Origin of the sequence: Azotobacter bryophylli (genome assembly GCF_042643485.1) — a bacterium.
GTDB classification, from domain to species: domain Bacteria; phylum Pseudomonadota; class Gammaproteobacteria; order Pseudomonadales; family Pseudomonadaceae; genus Azotobacter; species Azotobacter bryophylli.
Genome location: NZ_JBHRSJ010000035.1, coordinates 40,135 through 58,253 on the forward strand (window position 1 = coordinate 40,135; position 18,119 = coordinate 58,253).

At 68.9% G+C, this 18,119-nt stretch carries 17 protein-coding genes; 9 read left to right on the forward strand and 8 right to left on the reverse strand.

Features of this window, described 5'->3' with window-relative positions; translation table 11 throughout:
* Window positions 1-350: 350 nt before the first annotated feature.
* From ACFOJE_RS19050 to ACFOJE_RS19060, 3 genes are all read right to left on the reverse strand, one after another.
* A complete protein-coding gene (locus ACFOJE_RS19050) occupies window positions 351-1,343 on the reverse strand; it encodes a 2-hydroxyacid dehydrogenase (RefSeq protein ID WP_377816398.1) in 993 nt (330 codons plus the stop codon).
* A gap of 66 nt (window positions 1,344-1,409) precedes the next feature.
* Window positions 1,410-2,420 carry a dihydroorotate dehydrogenase-like protein gene (locus tag ACFOJE_RS19055; RefSeq protein WP_377816400.1) on the reverse strand — a complete coding sequence of 337 codons (1,011 nt, stop codon included), beginning with the start codon at window positions 2,418-2,420 and terminating at the stop codon, window positions 1,410-1,412.
* A gap of 272 nt (window positions 2,421-2,692) precedes the next feature.
* Window positions 2,693-3,703: a zinc-dependent alcohol dehydrogenase family protein gene (locus tag ACFOJE_RS19060; RefSeq protein WP_377816401.1), complete on the reverse strand. Its 1,011-nt coding sequence runs from the start codon at window positions 3,701-3,703 to the stop codon at window positions 2,693-2,695.
* A 487-nt stretch (window positions 3,704-4,190) separates the two neighbouring features.
* Between ACFOJE_RS19060 and ACFOJE_RS19065 the strand changes: the two genes are divergently transcribed.
* Window positions 4,191-4,325: a hypothetical protein gene (locus ACFOJE_RS19065; RefSeq protein ID WP_377816402.1), complete on the forward strand. Its 135-nt coding sequence runs from the start codon at window positions 4,191-4,193 to the stop codon at window positions 4,323-4,325.
* A 210-nt stretch (window positions 4,326-4,535) separates the two neighbouring features.
* Window positions 4,536-4,910 carry a glycine zipper domain-containing protein gene (locus ACFOJE_RS19070; protein WP_377816404.1) on the forward strand — a complete coding sequence of 125 codons (375 nt, stop codon included), beginning with the start codon at window positions 4,536-4,538 and terminating at the stop codon, window positions 4,908-4,910.
* An 86-nt stretch (window positions 4,911-4,996) separates the two neighbouring features.
* Here ACFOJE_RS19070 and ACFOJE_RS19075 read toward each other — a convergent pair whose 3' ends face one another.
* A complete protein-coding gene (locus tag ACFOJE_RS19075) occupies window positions 4,997-5,485 on the reverse strand; it encodes a thermonuclease family protein (RefSeq protein ID WP_377816406.1) in 489 nt (162 codons plus the stop codon).
* Between the two features lie 208 nt (window positions 5,486-5,693).
* Window positions 5,694-6,041 carry a hypothetical protein gene (locus ACFOJE_RS19080; RefSeq protein ID WP_377816408.1) on the reverse strand — a complete coding sequence of 116 codons (348 nt, stop codon included), beginning with the start codon at window positions 6,039-6,041 and terminating at the stop codon, window positions 5,694-5,696.
* Here ACFOJE_RS19080 and ACFOJE_RS19085 point away from each other — a divergent pair.
* Complete coding sequence (locus tag ACFOJE_RS19085; protein WP_377816409.1) at window positions 6,031-6,831, forward strand: substrate-binding periplasmic protein; 801 nt, start codon at window positions 6,031-6,033, stop codon at window positions 6,829-6,831. The genes ACFOJE_RS19080 and ACFOJE_RS19085 overlap by 11 nt on opposite strands.
* A gap of 17 nt (window positions 6,832-6,848) precedes the next feature.
* Here ACFOJE_RS19085 and ACFOJE_RS19090 read toward each other — a convergent pair whose 3' ends face one another.
* The gene (locus ACFOJE_RS19090; RefSeq protein ID WP_377816410.1) at window positions 6,849-7,868 is read right to left on the reverse strand and encodes a patatin-like phospholipase family protein; all 1,020 of its coding nucleotides are present in this window, start codon (window positions 7,866-7,868) and stop codon (window positions 6,849-6,851) included.
* A 158-nt stretch (window positions 7,869-8,026) separates the two neighbouring features.
* Between ACFOJE_RS19090 and ACFOJE_RS19095 the strand changes: the two genes are divergently transcribed.
* Window positions 8,027-8,335, forward strand: a complete 309-nt coding sequence (locus tag ACFOJE_RS19095; protein ID WP_377816412.1) for a hypothetical protein — start codon at window positions 8,027-8,029, stop codon at window positions 8,333-8,335.
* A gap of 11 nt (window positions 8,336-8,346) precedes the next feature.
* Here the strand turns inward: ACFOJE_RS19095 and ACFOJE_RS19100 are convergent, their stop codons facing one another.
* On the reverse strand, window positions 8,347-9,099 hold the full coding sequence (locus ACFOJE_RS19100) for a Mut7-C RNAse domain-containing protein (RefSeq protein WP_377816414.1): 753 nt from the start codon (window positions 9,097-9,099) through the stop codon (window positions 8,347-8,349).
* Window positions 9,100-9,173: 74 nt separating this feature from the next.
* Between ACFOJE_RS19100 and ACFOJE_RS19105 the strand changes: the two genes are divergently transcribed.
* The 4 genes from ACFOJE_RS19105 (at window position 9,174) to ACFOJE_RS19120 (ending at window position 15,468) form a co-directional block, all read left to right on the forward strand.
* Window positions 9,174-10,952, forward strand: a complete 1,779-nt coding sequence (locus ACFOJE_RS19105; RefSeq protein WP_377816415.1) for a sensor histidine kinase — start codon at window positions 9,174-9,176, stop codon at window positions 10,950-10,952.
* Between the two features lie 2 nt (window positions 10,953-10,954).
* Complete coding sequence (locus ACFOJE_RS19110; protein ID WP_377816417.1) at window positions 10,955-12,295, forward strand: sigma-54-dependent transcriptional regulator; 1,341 nt, start codon at window positions 10,955-10,957, stop codon at window positions 12,293-12,295.
* A gap of 379 nt (window positions 12,296-12,674) precedes the next feature.
* Entirely contained in the window at window positions 12,675-13,970 is a 1,296-nt protein-coding gene (locus tag ACFOJE_RS19115; RefSeq protein WP_377816418.1) for an MFS family transporter, read from the forward strand.
* 181 nt (window positions 13,971-14,151) lie between these two features.
* Window positions 14,152-15,468 carry an aspartate aminotransferase family protein gene (locus ACFOJE_RS19120; RefSeq protein ID WP_377816420.1) on the forward strand — a complete coding sequence of 439 codons (1,317 nt, stop codon included), beginning with the start codon at window positions 14,152-14,154 and terminating at the stop codon, window positions 15,466-15,468.
* Between the two features lie 57 nt (window positions 15,469-15,525).
* Here ACFOJE_RS19120 and pdxR read toward each other — a convergent pair whose 3' ends face one another.
* Entirely contained in the window at window positions 15,526-17,004 is a 1,479-nt protein-coding gene (pdxR, locus tag ACFOJE_RS19125) for a MocR-like pyridoxine biosynthesis transcription factor PdxR (protein WP_377816422.1), read from the reverse strand.
* 201 nt (window positions 17,005-17,205) lie between these two features.
* Here pdxR and ACFOJE_RS19130 point away from each other — a divergent pair, with 201 nt between their 5' ends.
* Window positions 17,206-18,099, forward strand: coding sequence for a transporter substrate-binding domain-containing protein (locus tag ACFOJE_RS19130; protein WP_377816424.1), 894 nt, complete (start codon window positions 17,206-17,208; stop codon window positions 18,097-18,099).
* Window positions 18,100-18,119: the final 20 nt, after the last annotated feature.

Sequence of the window (18,119 nt, forward strand, 5' to 3'; positions counted from 1 at the left end):
CGGCCAATGCTCGACCGCCATCCGGTCCGGCCGTCCGCGCCTGGACCCGGTGCCGTGGCGCAGGCCGGTTCGATCAGTGCTGCAAGAACGAGCTGCCAGAAGAGTGTCCGGCGGCGAAGGAGGTACTGCCGTGCCTAGTATATCGGCTCGCAAGGCCTCGCCACCATGGTCGAGTCGGACTGGCGTCCGGCCGCCGAAGTGCGACCCAGAGCGTCCGCCCGCCGGCTGGCGGAGTCGCGCGGGCGCTCCCTAAGGATCATTTGTAGCTCCAGTTTGGCGGTTCTGCCCGTGGGCGTCAGTTGTCGCGGACGCCAACGGCTTCGCGCCAGGCGTCAGGCGGGCGGCGGCCCTCAGTGCTCGGTCACGCGGTTGGCCATGGCTCCGGTGCGCCAGGCAGCGACGTTGTCCAGCGTGGTGGCGGCGATCGCCGCCAGGGCCTCGCGGGTGAGGAAGGCCTGGTGGGCGGTGACGATCACGTTGGGGAAGGTCAGCAGGCGCGCCAGCACGTCGTCCTGCAGGGGCTGGTCGGAGTGGTCCTCGAAGAACAGGCCGGCCTCTTCCTCGTACACGTCGAGGCCGAGGTAGCCCAGCTGGCCGCTCTTCAACGCGTCGACCAGCGCCGGCGTCTCGATCAGCGCGCCGCGCCCGGTGTTGATCAGCATGGCCCCGCGCTTCATCCGCGCCAGGCTCTGGTGGTCGATCAGGTGGTGGGTTTCCGGGGTCAGCGGGCAGTGCAGGCTGACGATGTCGTTGCCGGCCAGCAGTTGGTCGATCCCGACGAATTCGATGCCCAGGGCGGCCAGTTCGGGGTTGGGGAAGGGGTCGTAGACCTGCACCCGGCAGCCGAAGCCCAGCATGATGCGGGCGAACGTTGCGCCGATCTGCCCGCCGCCGACCACCCCGACGTGCTTGCCGTACAGGTCGAAGCCGGTCAGTCCGTGCAGCGAGAAATCGCCCTCGCGGGTACGGTTGTAGGCCCGCGGCAGGCGCCGGTTGAGGGCCAGGACCAGCGCCACCGTGTGTTCGGCCACCGCGTGCGGCGAGTAGGCCGGCACCCGCACCACCGGCAGGCCGAGGCGGTCGGCCGCGGCCAGGTCGACATGGTTGTAGCCGGCCGAGCGCAGGGCGATCAGCCGGGTGCCGCCGGCGGCCAGGGCTTCGAGCACCGGGGCGGAGAGGTCGTCGTTGACGAAGGGGCAGACCACCTCGGCGTTCGCCGCCAGGGCGACGGTGTCCCGGTCGAGCCGGGCCTCGAGGAAGTGCAGGTCGAAGCCGTGCTTCGGATTGGCGGCGACGAAGCTGTCGCGGTCGTACGGCTTGCTGCTGAACAGGGTGATGCGCATGGAGAGACCTCGGGGTGGATCGGGCGGGCCGCTGCGCCTGCCGGCCGTGCCAGCCGCCGACGTCGCTCAGGCGTTGTGGGCGCTGGTGAAGGTTTCCAGCAGGTGCAGGTAGTTGGCCCGGATGTAGTTGTCGTGCTTCTTCAGCCTCGACCAGCTCATGTTGCCACGGATCTGCGCCAGCGACTCCAGGCGGCGGGATTCCAGCCAGGCCTCGAGGTCTTCCAGCAGCGTGCGCACGTAGGTCGGTCCGTGGCGCAGGATCGCCGCGGCGAGCATCACCGTATCGGCGCCGGCGAGCAGGTACTTCAGCACCTGATCGACGTTCTCCACGCCGGTGGAGGCGGCCAGCGAGGCCTCGATCCGGCCGGCCAGCAGGGCGGTCCACATCAGCGGCAGGCGCATCTCCCCGGGGCGGCTCAGGACCAGCTCGCTGGACAGCTCCATGCGGGTCAGGTTGATGTCCGGCTGCAGGTAGCGGTTGAACAGCACCAGGCCATCGGCCCCGGCCTCGACCAGCCGCTTGGCCATGTGGCCGACCGAGCTGAAGTAGGGCGGCATCTTCACCGCCACCGGGATCTTCACCGTCTGCCGCACTGCGCCGAGTACGTCGAGGTAGCGCTGCTCGACCGCCGTGCCGGGCTCCTCGATGTCCACCGGCACGAAGTAGATGTTGAGCTCCAGGGCGTCGGCCCCGGCCTCTTCGAGCAGTGCGGCGTAACGGGTCCAGCCGCTGAGCGAGCTGCCGTTCAGGCTGGCGATCACCGGCACCGACAGTTCGCGCTTGGCCCGCATGACCAGCGCCAGATGGTGCTCCGGACCCAGGCCGTAGGGGCCGCTGTCGATCGGCGGCAGGTAGCTCTCCGCCTCCGGCGAATGGTTCGGCTGCTGCGCCAGCAGGCTCTCGAAGTCGCTCTGCTGCGCCTCGAGCTGTTCCTGGAACACCGATGGCAGGACCACGGCACCGATGCCGGCGTCGTCGAGCCGGCGCAGGTGGTCGATGTCGCCGTTCTGCGACGACGACGAGGCGATCAGCGGGTTGCGCAGTTCGAGGCCGAGATAGGGGGTGGCAAGGTTCATGTTCGGCTCCCGGGTTCGTCGGTGCCGCGACGGCCTGCTTGCCGGCGTGTCGCGGATCCCGTGGTAGACGTAGTCCTAGAGCGGCCTGCTCGGGCGCAGTGGGGCCCGAGGCAAGGGGGACATCAATTCAGTGCCGGGCCGGTTCGCCCGGCGCGGATGGCTCCGTTCGAGGAAAGTGTAGGGGGCTCGCCGCCGTGCAGAGCGCCATACGGCGGAAGGCCCCGCGCGGGGCCATACAGGCGGGGCCACCAGCGCGGGAGGCCCGGTTCGGCTCAGATGTCCAGGCAGATCTTGCCGAAATGGCGCTTGCTCTCCTCGTAGCGGAAGGCTTCGACCATCTCCTCCAGCGGGAAGTGCCGGTCGATGACCGGGCGCATGCCGGTCGCCTCCAGGGCGCGGATCATGTCCTGCTGCTGGCGCCGGTTGCCGACGATCAGCGCCTGCAGGCGCAGCTGCCGGGTCAGCGCCGTGATGACCGGCAGACGGGCTTCGGTCCCCGACAGGATGCCGATAATGGCGATGTGTCCGCCGATGCGCGCGGCGATCATCGACTGCTCCAGGGTCTCCGGGCCGCCCACCTCGATCACGTGATCGACCCCGCGTCCGCCGGTCAGTCGGCGCACGGTCTCGCCCCAGCGCTGGTCCTTGCGGTAGTTGATCAGGTGGTCGGCACCCAAGGCTTCCAGGCGGGCGAGCTTGTCGTCGCTGGAAGAGGTGGCGATCACCGTGGCTCCCGCCAGCTTGGCGAGCTGCAGGGCGAATACCGACACGCCGCCGCTGCCCTGTACCAGCACGCTGTCGCCGGGTTTCAGGCCGCCGTCGCACATCAGGGCACGCCAGGCGGTCAGGCCGGCGGTGGTCAGGGTCGCCGCCTCGGCGTGGCTCCAGCCCGCGGGCGCGAGGGTGAAGGCGGTGGCCGGCATGGACACCTCTTCGCGGGCGAAGCCGTCGATGCCGTCGCCGGGCACGGTGGCGAAGCCGTCGACTTCGGGCTCGCCGTCCAGCCAGGTGGGGAAGAAGGTGCTGACCACGTGATCGCCCACGGCGAACTCGGTGACGCCTTCACCAACCGCGATGACTTCACCGGCGCCATCGGAGAGGGGGATGCGTGGCTGGGTCGGCGCCATCAGTCCGGTGACCACGGCATAGTCGTGGAAGTTGAGCGAGCTGGCTCGGATGCGCACCTGGATTTCGCCGGCCTGCGGCTTGGCGGACTCGCCGACTCCCAGGGTCACGCGGTCGAAACCGCCGCCGGGCTGCACGTGGATGATCTTGATGCTCATGTCTTCCTCATCAGTCGCAATGGAGAATCTCGAGGCCCGTCCCGGGCGCTGCTCTCGGGCGACATGATAGCCCCCTTTGCGGGACTTTCCCCTCCAGCATAGCTGCGCCGCCTGGGGCGATCGTTCCTATTCGCCCGGAGCCCTTGACCTGCCCTGGGGAATCGCCTTATCTGTCAGTGTTGCTGGTTGTTCCTCAGGCACTTGCGTTTTGGGCCGTTTCGAAGCCACCGGGGAGAGGTAGGCAGATCCAGAACGAAGAACTGGCAAGGGAGAATCGGGGCATGCTGCGCATCAACGAAGGTTCGGTCCGCTCCAGGCTGCTGGACGCCATCCTCACCGGGAGCCTGGAAATAGGCATATTGCTTCTTTACGGCGCCGCCCTGTTGAGCGTCATCCTCTGACCGGCCCGACCATCTGGACGGGCGGCGAAACCAGCGGCAAGGGATTGCTGTCAGTATGAAACCATCACGCCATGGAGGGCCTGCAGATGTCCGCTCTGCACATTTTCCTGCTGTCGCTGGCCGGTTGCGTCCTGTTTTCGGCCGGTCTGTACATCGAGCGTCTCACTCGTCCCCGGAACACCGAGGATTCCATCGGAACCGGTGGGTTCGGGCGGCGCTGACGACCCGGCCGCCGAGGATTGGCGATCTGTTCCCGGCTAACCCCGTCCGGCCGACTGTAATGGCCTAGTGCTGGCACCGATCATCGTTTACTGGTTCCGAAAAGTCTCTTTCTGAGACGTTTCACAACCGGTTACGCATACCATTTGCCCAACGCCGCTTCGCTCGCGACAATACGCATGTTTTATCAACCCCTCCCTGAGGTCAGTAACATGCGTAAGACTTTTTCTGTGTTGACCCTGAGCCTGCTGTTCGCCCAAGGCGCCATGGCCGAAGGTGGCACCCAGGCCGCCGTCGGCGGCGGTGTCGGCGGCGCTCTGGGTAGCGTCGTCGGTCAGCAAATGGGCGGCGGTGCCGGCGGCGCTGCGATCGGCGCCGGTCTGGGCGCCGCGGCGGGCGGTGCGATGACCGCCAAGCACGGTCAGAAGACCGAAGCGGCCGTGGGTAGCGGCCTCGGCGCCGCCGGCGGCTCGCTGCTGGGCAACCAGCTCGGCGGCAGCACCGGTGCGGCCGTCGGAGCAGGCCTGGGTGGTGCGCTCGGCGGTGCCATCGGCGGGCACAAGAAGCACCATCATCACAAGGACTGATCGTAGCAGCTGCGCTCGCAGCCCTGTGAACAGCGAAAAACCGGGACCCTCGTGGTCCCGGTTTTTTTTCGGGCGATTGCGCCCCCTTATTCGATCACCTTGCCGGTTCCCGGCGACCGCCATTCCCAGGGCGGGACGATCCTGCCTTCCTGCTGGCTCCACAGGCCGCGCTTCTCCTCTCTGGCTTCCTGCTCCAGCCGTGGCAATTCGGGGTCGTGATTGTATTGGTGGTACACCCAGGCGCCGCCGCGGCTGACCATTTCCTGTCCGATGTCCCTGTCGCCGCTCGTCACCCGGGCCACCAGCTGCTGGTAATCGTTGGTGCTGAGGGGCGTCAGGACCACCTTCTTGCGGAAGATCAGGTCCGCCAGCAGCAGGAGCGATTGATAGCCGAACGGCTGGGTGCGTTCGGGGGCGTCGATGTAGGCCAGGCGAACCGCGATCTGCTGTCGCTGCGCCGTGAGGCAGGTGAAACCGTTGCCATCGGTGATTCCATTGACTTCGCAGTCCATGGGTTCGGCCAGGGCCGTCGGGAGGAATGAGGCGGAGATGAGAGAGACGAGCAGGATCTTCAACGGGCGCTCCTTACGTACAGGCGAGCGAAAGCGTAACTAAGCAGCCGGCAAGCATACGGCACGATCGTGCTATTCGTCGGAGAAATTGGTCGCTTCTTATTTCAATTTTTTCAATTTGGTGCGCGGCCGGCACCAGGTTGGCAGAGCCGCTCGGTTTGCCCGGTGTGCTGTAAGCATTTTCCTACAGCCTTTGTAGGCAGGTTGGAAGTCAGCCGGAAGGCGTATCGCCCCTTACTTGGTTTTTATGATTCAACCAATTGATTTGTAAGGATTTATTTTCTGTCGTCGGCGCCGGTACGATTTTGGGGCGCGTATGGGGATAGGTTGTCCTGCGCCCCATGGACGCTAGTATCTCGCCTGTGTCGACGGAGAGACGCAGGCTGGCAAGGAATGTCGGCCCCTGGAAATCGCAGGATGGCGATTCATCAAGGAAGATGAGCAGGAACAAAAGGGAATTGCGAAAAAGAGAATAGGCGAGGTCTTCCTCGCCTCTTTTTTGGGATCTCGAAAAAGCTCCCCGCGCAATGCGGGGCCCATGGAAAGCCATGCTGCGCATCTATTTCGCCATTTTGCTGGGGTTGCTGACCGGATCGGCGCAAGCCAGCCATTCGCTGCGGTTCGTGACGGGGGAATTCAATTCCTTCGGCACTGCTATTGCGGATCAGGCACCTGCCACCTCCGGTCCGTTCGCCGAGGTGGTGCATGAGGTCTGTGCCTACATCCATTATCGCTGCGTGATCGATCAGGCGCCCTGGCGTCGAGCCCTGATGATGATCGAAGAGGGCAAGGCGGACGCCATCTTCGCCGTTTTTCCGACGCCCCCCCGGGAAGGGACGATCCGCTTCACGCCGCCCCTGGTGACCTCCAGTCTGAACGTCTACGCCCATCGGAGCACGCCGCTGCGCTACCGACGGCCGCAGGACCTGACGGGACGCCTCGTCCATGTGTTCGGCCCCTCCGGCGCTTCTTATGCGGTGGGGGAGCGCCTGCGGGGGATCGCCTCGGTCCACGAGGAGAGCGACAATCTGCGCCTGATCCGCAAGCTGAATGCCGGGCGCTACGGCAATGATCCCGCGATCATGAGCGCCGATTCGGCCCGCCTGCTGATCGGCCGGCTGGGGCTGTCCGACGTCGAGGACGTGGGGGTGTTCGAGTATCGGGGCTTCGGCTTCGGCTTTTCGCGGATGACCGGGAAGGACGCCGAATTCCAGGATTTCATGGCCGGGCTCCGGGCATTGATGGCCGACGGCACCATTCCTGCCATCATCCATCGCCACCATTTGCGGCTGGCCGATTCCGAATGGTCTCTACCGATCGCGCGCAAGAGCGGGTCGAAAGCCGACTGAGCCGCCGGCTGCGGCGTTCAGTGAAACAGGCCGGCGATATCCACCGACGAATGCCGGCCGATGGCCCGGAAATGCCGCGACAGCCACTCCAGCGCCCGTGAGCGGCCCTGGTCGCGCAGCATTTCCAGAAAGGGCAGGCTGGTGGTCAGCTTGGATTCCACGGCCAGCCGGTTGGCCAGATCGTCGGTGGCGATCAGGTGCATCCGCAGCTCCCGCAGCCGGCGCTCCAGCCGGCCCAGCGGCATCAGCGAGCGGCCGACGAACTCGCGGGCATGGGAGAAGCTGCGCATCTCGCGCAGGAAGGTGGACTTGAACGCCAGTTCCTGCGCCCGCCGGCGGATGTCTTCGCCGGTCCGCGGAGTCGTGCCGTGCACCGGCGGGCTGAGCAGCACTAGCAGGATGTCGGCGCTGACGCATTCGTAGAACAGCGGGAAGACCGCCGGGTTGGCGGAAAAGGCGCCGTCCCAGTAGGGCTCGCCTTCGATCTCGATGGGGTGGTGCAGCGAGGGCAGGCAGGCCGAGGCCAGCAGGCAGGCCGCGCTCAATTCGCTGGTGCGGAACAACCGGAGCCGGCCGGTGTTGGCGTTGGTGGCGGCGATGAAGAGCTTCAGTGGGCTGGCCGCGCGCAGGCGTTCGAAGTCGATCTGGGTCGCGATGATTTCCCGCAGCGGATTGAGCCCGAACGGGTTGAACTGCTCCGGCGAGAGCTGCTGGGTCCAGTACAGCATGATGCGAATCGACGGCGGCAGGCTGCCATCTTCGGCATCGGCACCGGCGCTGAGGATCGGCGCGCTGCCGGCCACCGCCCGCCAGAACCGCTCCAGCGCCTCGCGCGCGCCATCGCGGCCGCCTTTCAGCAGGCCGTGGGCGAGTACCGCGGCGTTCATCGCCCCCGCACTGGTACCGCTGATGCCCTCGAATTCGAGCCGGCCGTCCTCCAGCAAGGCGTCCAGCACCCCCCAGGTGAAGGCGCCATGGGCTCCGCCGCCCTGCAGGGCGAGATTCACGGGGCGGGGTTTGTGCAAGCGAAATAGCATGACGTGTCCCTGTAGCTGGCCGAGGTCCTCCCATCAGACCTGCAAATTCCGCTTCATCTCCGCTTCGCTGCACGATGCGACCGGCTGGCGGGCGAAATCCGCGGTCGACCATGGGCGGCTTATAGTCGAAGCAGCCCATCCCGCATCCGGAGCCTGCCATGTCGCGTCCGCTGGCCGTCCTCCTGTTCGTATCGGCGATCCTGGTCGTCGGATCGGCCGCGGCGCGCGAGCCCGGATCGCCGGGAACGGCCACGCCGCGCCCATACGGCCAGTCGTCGCCGCGCTTCCCGCCGCCGGCGAATCCCGGTGGCTTTCCCTCCCTGCCGCCGGCGAGAGCGACGGAAGCGCCGCCCCAGCGCTCGCTGCCCCTGATCGAGCAGCAGCAACAGCGCAGCCGCCGGCAGCCGGAGATTCCAAGGAGCTACCAGTACGGGCCGCCCAACCAGAGGAATCGTCGAAGCCAATAGCCGTCCGGCGGTTACTCCTCCGGCGGTGCTTCCAGCAGCGGCGCCAGCACCGCACGCATGCTGCGCCAGTGCGAGCCCTCCCAGTACAGGCGCTGGCAGGCGTCGCAGCCGAGAAAGCGCGAATAGAGGGCGCCGATCCGCGGCGGCAGGCGTTCCCGGGCCTGCTCGGCGGCCACCTCGTGCAGCGGCAGGTTGCAGTGGGTGCAGAGGCTGAACGGCCGCGCGCTGCGGGCCAGATCCAGACGCTCGAAGAGCTCGCGCAGCTGCAGCGCCGGCTTTAGGGCGTGCACGTAGCAGCCGTGGGTGACGATGCGCCGCTTGAGCAGCTCGCGGTCGCGGCTCAGCACGATGCGGCCCTGGCTGGCAGCGATCTCGGCGATCTGCGCATCCTCGAAATGGTTGTCGTAGAGGGTGTCGAAGCCGCTCATGCGCAACAGGCTGGCCAGCCCGCCGAGGTGGGCGTCGGCGACGAAGCGCAGCGCGCGCAACGGGCGGGCGCGGATGCGCAGGAGCGGCGTGACGTCCAGCGCCTCGAACTTGGGATAGACGGCCACCCGGTCGCCCTCGCGGATCGGCCGCTCGAACCCCACCGACTCGCCGTTGACCAGCACCAGCTCGACCTCGGTGTGCGGCACGCCGAGCGCCTCGATCATGTGCTTGACCGTCGCCGCCCGGGCGCAGGGGCAGGTGAACGACTGCCGGCGCCGTTCCGCCGGCAGGAAGTCGTTGAGCTCTTCGTAGAAGCGGAAGGTGGCGCTGACCATGCCGTTCAGTATGGCAGCTCTGGGCCGGACGGCGGGCTGGTAAGATGCCCGACCGGCCTGCCAAGGGAATCCCCATGCCATCGTCGTTTCCCCGCCTGCGAACCCTGCTGCTGATCGTCCTGCCGATTCTGCTCGGCCTGCTGGGTAGCGTCTGGCTGGCCGGGCGCTATGCCGAGCGGCGCCAGTGGGGCGAGCTCGGCGTCGAGGCCCAGGGCCAGCTGGAGCTGTACGCCCAGTCGCTGCGCATCCTGGTCGAGCGCTTCCGCGCGCTGCCGGCGATCCTCGCCCTGGACACCGAGATCCAGGCGCTGCTGCTGGAATCTGCCGATCCCGGCGCGCGCGACCGGCTCAACCGGCGCCTGGAGCGCCTGAACCGGGAGGCGGGGGCGGGGGTGATCTTCCTGCTCGACCTGCAGGGCAAGGCCATCGCCGCCAGCAACTGGCAGGAGCCGGACAACTTCGTCGGCGGCAACTACGCCTTCCGCCCGTATTTCCAGGACGCCCTGCGCGAAGGCAGCGCTCGCTACTTCAGCGTCGGGGTGACCACCGGGGTGCCCGGCTACTTCCTGTCCCGCGCGGTGCGCGACGGCGAAGGACGTATCCTCGGCGTGCTGGTGCTCAAGCTGGTGATGGAGGACATGCAGCGCGACTGGGCCGGGCAGCCCGGCATCCTGCTGGTCACCGACCGGCAGGGCATCGCGATCCTCTCCAGCCGTCCGGCCTGGCGTTTCCATTATCTGCAGCAGGCGGGCAGCGACCGGGCGCCCGAGTTCGATGCTCGCCAGTACGCCGGCCATGCCCCGCGGCCGCTCGCCGGCCAGCCGTTGCGGGCGGTCGGCGACGGCGAGCTGCTGCGCATCGCCGGGCCGGACGGACCGCGCAACTACCTGCGCCTGCGCCAGCCGCTGGCCGACGAAGGCTGGACCCTGCTGCTGCTGCGCGAGGCCCAGATCGCCGGCGGGGTGGTGCGCGGCTACCGGCTGGCGGCGGCCGGCGTCTGGCTGGCGCTGGCCTTCCTGGCCCTGTTCCTCGGCCAGCGCCACAAGAACCGGCATCTGCGCCAACTTCGCCGGGTCGAGCTGGAGCGGCTGGTCGAGGCGCGCACGGCCGAGCTGCGCAAGGCCCAGGACGAGCTGGTGCAGGCGGCCAAGATGGCCGCGCTGGGGCAGATGTCCGCGGCCCTGGCCCATGAGATCAACCAGCCGCTGACCGCCCTGCGCATGCAGCTGGGCAGCCTCGGACTGCTGCTGCAGCGGTCCGACCCGGCGGCGCTGCAGACCTGCCTGACGCGCATGGACGGTCTGCTCTCGCGCATGGCGGCGCTCACCGGGCATCTCAAGACCTTCGCCCGCAACAGTCCGGGCGGCCTGCGCGAGCGCCTGCAGCCGGACACGGCGATCGACCACGCGCTGCTCCTGCTGGAGGCGCGCATCCGCCGCGACGGCGTCCGGGTGCTGCGCCGGAACGCGCCCGGGGCCTGGGTCGAGGGGGACGCCATCCGCCTGGAGCAGGTGCTGGTCAACCTGCTGCACAACGCCCTCGACGCCATGGCCGACCGGCCGCACCGCGAGCTGCGCATCGACCTGCTGCGAGATGGCGGCGACTGGCTGATCAGCGTCGGCGACAGCGGCGGCGGCATTGCCGCCGAGCATCTGTCGCGGGTGTTCGAGCCGTTCTTCACCACCAAGCCGGTGGGCGAGGGGCTGGGGCTCGGGCTCGCCGTGTCCTACGGCATCATCCGCGAGCTGGGCGGTCAGCTCGAGGCGCGCAACCAGGACGGCGGGGCGCTCTTCGTCATCCGGCTGCCGGCCGCCCCGGCGCCCGCTACACTGCGCGTCGGACAGCAGGAGTGAGCATGCAACAGATCATCTTCATCGACGACGAGGCGTCGATCCGCGAGGCCGTGGAGCAGTGGCTGGAGCTGTCCGGCCTGTCGGTGCGCACCTGCGCCCGCGCCGAGGAGGCGCTGGCGCTGCTGTCGGCGGACTTCCCCGGGGTGGTGGTCAGCGACGTGCGTATGCCCGGCATGGACGGCCTGGCCCTGCTCGAGCGCCTGCGCGCGCTGGACGCCGAGCTGCCGGTGATCATGGTCACCGGCCACGGCGACGTGCCCATGGCGGTGAGCGCCATGCAGCAGGGCGCCTACGACTTCATCGAGAAGCCGTTCACCCCCGAGCGCCTGCTCGGCACCCTGCAGCGCGCCCTCGACAAGCGCCGGCTGGTCTGCGAGAACCGCGCGCTGCGACGCCAGGCGGCGCAGCAGGGCAGCATCGAGGCCAGCCTGCTCGGCATCTCGCCGGCGATCCGCGAGCTGCGCCGGCAGATCCTCGAACTGGCCGACACCTCGGTCAACGTGCTGATCCGCGGCGAGACCGGCAGCGGCAAGGAGCGCGTGGCGCGCTGCCTGCACGACTTCAGCCGGCGCGCCGGCAAGGCCTTCGTCGCCCTCAACTGCGCGGCGATTCCCGAGCAGCTGTTCGAGAGCGAGCTGTTCGGCCACGAGGGCGGCGCCTTCACCGGCGCCCAGGGCAAGCGCATCGGCCGCATCGAGCACGCCGACGGCGGCACCCTGTTCCTCGACGAGGTGGAGAGCCTGCCGCTGGCGCAGCAGGCCAAGCTGCTGCGCGTGCTGCAGGAGAAGAGCCTGGAGCGGCTCGGCTCCAACCGCAGCATCGCCGTCGACCTGCGGGTGATCGGCGCGGCCAAGCCGGATCTGGCCGCCGAGGTGCGCGCCGGGCGCTTCCGCGAGGACCTGCTGTACCGCCTCAACGTCGCCGAGCTGCACATCCCGCCGCTGCGCGAGCGGCGCGAGGACATCCCGCTGCTGTTCGAGCACTTCGCCCGCGCTGCTGCCGAGCAGCATGGCCGCGAGCCGCGGCCGGTGGGCCCCGACCTGCTGGCGCAGCTGCTCGGCCACGACTGGCCGGGCAACGTCCGCGAGCTGGCCAACGCCGCCGAGCGCCATGCCCTCGGCCTGGGGGCCGGCGGGGCCGCCGGCGCGGCGCTGCCGGCGCAGTCGCTGGCTGCCCAGCTGGAGGCCTTCGAGGCCCAGTGCCTGCGTCAGGCCCTGCAGCAGTGCCGCGGCAACATCGCCGAGACCATGGCCCTGCTGCAGCTGCCGCGGCGCACCCTGAACGAGAAGATGCAGCGCCACGGCCTCAACCGCAGCGACTTCCTCGCCGAGGGCGAGGCCTGAGCGATCGGCGGATTCTTGCCGATGCCGCTTCGGTGATCGGCAGAAATCCGCCGATCCATTTCCCCCGCCTGGGCCGAAGCCCGCATGGCCCGGGGCTTTCCGCGTCTGGCGCGGATCCTGCTATCTCCGTTTCGCGCAGCCGCGCGCTCGTTCGCGTGCGGCGCTTACAACTCTAAGAATCGGAGCAGTAGCCATGATTGATCTCCTGCGGCCCCATGGCCGTTCCCTCGGCATTTCCCGCCATATCCGCCGCCGCGATCCGTTCGATGCGTCCTCCGGGGCCCGGGCCCGCCGCCCGAGCGAAGCCCGCTGACAGCCGCCATGCCGATCCGGCCCACGCGGCCGTGCTCGACTCCATTTTCCCGGTGAGACCTTCAACATGACCGCACAAGAACCTCTGTACACCGCCGCCGAGCGCCGACAGCGCATCTTCGCCATCGTCGGTGCCTCCTCCGGCAACCTGGTCGAATGGTTCGACTTCTACGTCTACGCCTTCTGCGCCATCTATTTCGCCCCGGCGTTCTTCCCCTCCGACGACCCCACCGTGCAGCTGCTGAACACCGCCGGCGTGTTCGCCGCCGGCTTCCTGATGCGCCCGATCGGCGGCTGGCTGTTCGGCCGCATCGCCGACAAGCACGGGCGCAAGAGCTCGATGATGATCTCGGTGCTGATGATGTGCGCCGGCTCCCTGGCCATCGCCTGCCTGCCCACCTACGCCAGCATCGGCGTGGCCGCCCCGGCGCTGCTGCTGGTCGCCCGCCTGTTCCAGGGGCTCTCGGTCGGCGGCGAGTACGGCACCACCGCCACCTACATGAGCGAAGTGGCGCTCAAGGGCCGGCGCGGCTTCTACGGCTCCTTCCAGTACGTCACCCTGATCGGCGGCCAGCTGCTGGCCGTGCTGGTGGTGGTGATCCTGCAGCAGCTGCTCACCACCGAGGAGCTGCGCGCCTGGGGCTGGCGCATCCCGTTCGTGGTCGGCGCCCTAGCCGCGGTCATCTCCCTGCTGCTGCGCCGCTCGCTGGAGGAAACCAGCAGCGCAGAGACCCGCGCCAGCAAGAAGGCCGGCAGCCTGGCCGAGCTGTTCAAGCACCACAAGGCGGCCTTCATCACCGTGGTCGGCTACACCGCCGCCGGCTCGCTGATCTTCTACACCTTCAGCACCTACATGCAGAAGTTCCTGGTCAACACCGTCGGCATGCACGCCAAGACCGCCAGCGGCGTGATGACCGTGGCGCTGCTCTGCTTCATGCTGATGCAGCCGCTGTTCGGCATGCTGTCCGACCGTATCGGCCGGCGCGCCTCGATGCTCTGGTTCTGCGCCCTGGGCGCGGTGTGCACCCTGCCGATCCTGATGGCGCTGAAGAGCGTCGACAGCCCGGTGATGGCCTCCCTGCTGATCGTCCTGGCCCTGGCCATCGCCAGCTTCTACACCTCCATCAGCGGCCTGGTGAAGGCCGAGATGTTCCCCACCGAAGTCCGCGCCCTGGGCGTCGGCCTGTCCTACGCGGTGGCCAACGCCGTGTTCGGCGGTTCCGCCGAGTACGTGGCCCTGAGCCTGAAGGCCATCGGCCATGAAGAGGCCTTCTACTGGTACGTCTCGGGCATGCTGGTGATCGGCTTCCTCTTCAGCCTGCGTCTGCCGAAGCAGGCCGCCTACCTGCACCACGACCGCTGATCGCGGTTCCCCGGCTCGCCTCCGCGAGGAGTGCGAGCCGGCCGCCGGTTCTCCCGCGCTGGCTCGCCGCCGCCCCCTGTCTGGCTCTATGGCCAGTTCGCCATTTGTTTCTATCGTGAAGACGTGCAGAGGGTCGGCGGGCGCCGGCCGTCGTCATGTTTCCGCGAGCGGGGGAGTCATCATGCAAAGGGCGTCGAGTCCTACCAACGAATACGTCTACGAACTGGACCGCCAGTACGTCTTCCACTCCTGGTCGGCCCAGGGCCGGCTGGACCCGCTGGTCATCGCCGGCGGCTTCGGCTGCGAGGTCTGGGACTTCGCCGGCAGGCGCTACCTGGACTTCAGCAGCCAACTGGTCAACACCAACATCGGCCACCAGCATCCCAGGGTGATCCGGGCGATCCAGGAGCAGGCCGCGACCCTCGCGACCATCGCCCCGTCGACCGCCAACCTGGCCCGCGGCGAGGCCGCTCGGCGCATCCTGGCGCGGGCGCCGGCGGGCTTTTCCAAGGTGTTCTTCACCAACGCCGGGGCGGACGCCAACGAGAACGCCATGCGCATGGCCCGGCTCTACACCGGCCGGCGCAAGATCCTCTCGGCCTACCGCTCCTACCACGGCAATACCGGCAGCGCCATCGTCGCCACCGGCGATCCGCGGCGCTTTCCCAACGAGTTCGCCACCGACCACGCGCACTTCTTCAACCCCTACCTGTACCGCTCGGAGTTCGACGCCAGGACCGAGGAGGAGGAGTGCCGGCGGGCGCTGCATCACCTGCGCCGGGTGATCGAGTGCGAGGGGCCGGGCACGGTGGCGGCGCTGCTGCTGGAGTCGGTGCCGGGCACCGCCGGCATCCTGGTGCCGCCCAGGGGCTATCTGCCCGGGGTGCGCGCGCTGGCCGACGAGTTCGGCATCCTGCTGATCCTCGACGAGGTGATGGCCGGCTTCGGCCGCACCGGCAGCTGGCTGGCGCTGGACCAGTTCGACGTGATCCCCGACCTGATCACCTTCGCCAAGGGGGTGAACTCCGGTTACGTGCCGGCCGGCGGGGTGATGATCGCGGAGAAGATCTGCCGCTTCTTCGACGAGCGGGTGTTCCCCGGCGGCCTGACCTATTCCGGTCATCCCCTGGCGATGGCGGCGATCGTCGCGACCCTGGACGCCATGGAGGAGGAGAACCTCGTCGGCCATGCCGACGCCATCGGCCGCGAGCTGCTCGGCCCCGGCCTCAAGCGCCTGGCCGACCGCCACGAGTGCGTCGGCGAGGTGCGCGGCCTCGGCCTGTTCTGGGCCATCGAACTGGTCGCCGACCGGACGACCCGGGCGCCGCTTCCTTCGGCGCAGATGGCCCGGCTGAAGGCCGCGCTGCTGGCGCGCGGGCTGCTCGCCTTCGTCGTCGACAACCGCGTCCACGTGGTTCCGCCGTGCGTGGTCAGCCGCGAGCAGGTCCTCCTGGCGCTGGACATCTACGACGACGCCCTGGCCGCGCTGCAGCGCTGAGTGCCGGTCGGCACGGTAGGGACGGCGGGCGCCGTCCCTCTCGCCGTTCGCGTTCCCTCAGAGCTGCTCCAGCGACTCGGCCAGCAGGCGGATGCCGAGCCCGATCCGCTGCCGTTCGAGCACGTGGAAGCCCAGGCGGAAGCAGTTGGCCGGCGCCTCGCCGTCGAAGAAGTGCTGGGCGCCGGTCTCGATCATCACGCTGCGACGCGCCGCGGCCCAGGCCAGGCGCTGGGTGTCGGTGCCCGGCGGCGCTTCCATCCAGAAGGCGCCGGCGCCCGAGGCGCTGATCCGCCGGCAGCCGCCCAGGTAGCTGTCGATGGCCCGCTGCAGCTCGTCCTGGCGCCGGGCGTGCTCGCTGCGGAAGCGGCGCAGGTGGGCGTCGTAGTTGCCCTGGGCGAGGAACTGGGCGAGCAGGCGCTGGTTGTTCAGCGGCGGGTGGCGGTACATCAGCCGGCGCAGGGCGCGCAGCTCGGCGACCAGTTCGGCGTCGGCCACCAGGTAGCCGATGCGCAGGCCGGGGGAGAGGCATTTCGACAGGCTGCTGATGTAGACCACCCGGCCGTGGCGGTCGGCGGCCTTGAGCGCCGGCTGCGGGTGGTTGTCCAGGTTCAGCTCGGCGTCGTAGTCGTCCTCGATGACGATCTGGTCTTCCCGCTCGATCCGCCGCAGCAGCGCCCGGCGCCGTTCCGGGCTCAGGGTCACGCCGGTGGGCACCTGATGGCCGGGGGTGAGGTAGAGGTACTCGCAGCCGTCCAGCCGCGCGTCGATCCGCATGCCTTCGCCGTCCACCTCCTGCAGGTGGATGTCCGCGCCGCGCAGGTCGAAGACGTTCCAGGCGTCCCGGTAGCCCGGGTTCTCCATGCCGACCCGGGTGCCCTTGCCCATCAGCAGGGTGGCCAGCAGGTAGAGCGCGTTCTGCGAGCCGAGGGTGATCAGGATCTGCTCCGGCTCGGCCCAGATGCCGCGCTTGGGCAGCACCCGGGTGCGCAGCTGCTCGATCAGCAGCGGGTCGTCGCGGTCGACGCCGTCGAAGATCCATTCGTGGTTGCGCTCCGTGCGCAGGGTGTCGCGGGACGCCTCGCGCCACTGCTCCAGGGGGAACAGCTCGCTGTTCGGCTGGCCGTAGATGAAGGGGTAGGCGAACTGCATCCAGTTGCTCGGCCGCAGCAGTCCCTGGCGCATCCTGGGCTGGCACTTGAGACGCTCGCCCCATTCCGGGGCGCCGGCCGCCCGTTCCTCGCACCGTTCCTCCTGCGCCGCGGCGGCCTTCGGCGCGCCCGGGCCGCGGTAGTCCGGGTGCAGGTAGTAGCCGCTGCGCGGCCGGCTCTGCAGGTAGCCGCTGTCCAGCAGGCTCTCGTAGACCAGGGCCACGGTATTGCGCGAGACGGACAGCTGCTGGGACAGCCGCCGGCACGAGGGCAGGGGCTCGTCGGCGGGGAAGATCCCGCTGAGGATGGCCCCCACCAGCGACTCGCGGAGCTGCTCCTGCAGCCCCCGCTGGCTGTCGAAATCCAGGTGGAAGAAGTGGTCGATCATGGTTGCTCCCTTACCGCATCAACCCTTCCTCCCAGCAAGGAGCAGGCCAGAAAGCCGCCGCTCGCGCTGTCCCGGCGAATGCCGCCAACTGTCCCTAACCGGGGCCGGAAGCGCGGCCCTATGGTGGCTCGGCAAGCGGTCAACAACGCCCCGGCGCAGGCGGTTTTCCCGTCCGTCGGGCTTCGGCAAGGGAGCGATCACATGCGAGAACGGCAAGCCAAGTCTGCAACTTCCGGGAACCGGGGCGTCTGGCGCCGGGCAGCCCTGCTGGGGATGGCCGGGGCGCTGCTGGCGTTGTCCCTGGGCGCGCGCGCCGACCTGGAGGAGATCCGCAGCCGCGGTTATCTGACGGTGGCGACCGAGGACAACTACGCCCCCTACAACTTCATGACCGACGGCAAGCCGGACGGCTTCCACAAGGACCTGCTGCAGGAGCTGCAGACTTACGCCCGGCTCGAGGTGCGCCAGGACATCCTGCCCTGGACCGGGCTGCTGGCCGCGGTGGTCGGCGGCAAGTACGACTTCGCCTTCACCGGGGCCCTGGTCACCGACGAGCGCCTGCGAGTGTTCGACTTCGCCCCGCCGTTCGCCTCGGCGCAGCACTACTTCATCCGCCGCGCGGACGACGAGCGCCTCGACAGCATCGCCAGCCTGAGCGGCAGGAAGCTCGGCGTGCAGGCCGGTAGCGCGCTGCTCTCGCGCCTGCCCGAGCTGGAGCGGATGCTGGCGAAGACCGGCGGCGAACTGGGCGAGGTAGTCGAGTACCAGTCCTATCCCGAGGCCTACGCCGACCTGGCCAACGGCCGGCTGGACTACGTGATCGACGGCGTCGTCTCGGTCAACGACCTGGTCAGGGCCCGCCCCGGAGTGTTCGCCAAGGGCCTGCCGGTCTCCGCCGAAGGCTACGCCGCCTGGCCGGTGCCGAAGAACAGTCCCGAGCTGCTGGCCTTCCTCACCCGCTTCCTCGACCAGGTCCGCGCCAGCGGCCGCCTGGGCGAGCTGCAGCGCAAGTGGTACGGCCAGGAGTTCCCAGGGCTGCCCGTCGGCCCCATCACCAGCGCCGAGCAGTTCCACCGGCTGGCCGGCATCGAGTGAGCGGACGGGCGGAGGTGAGC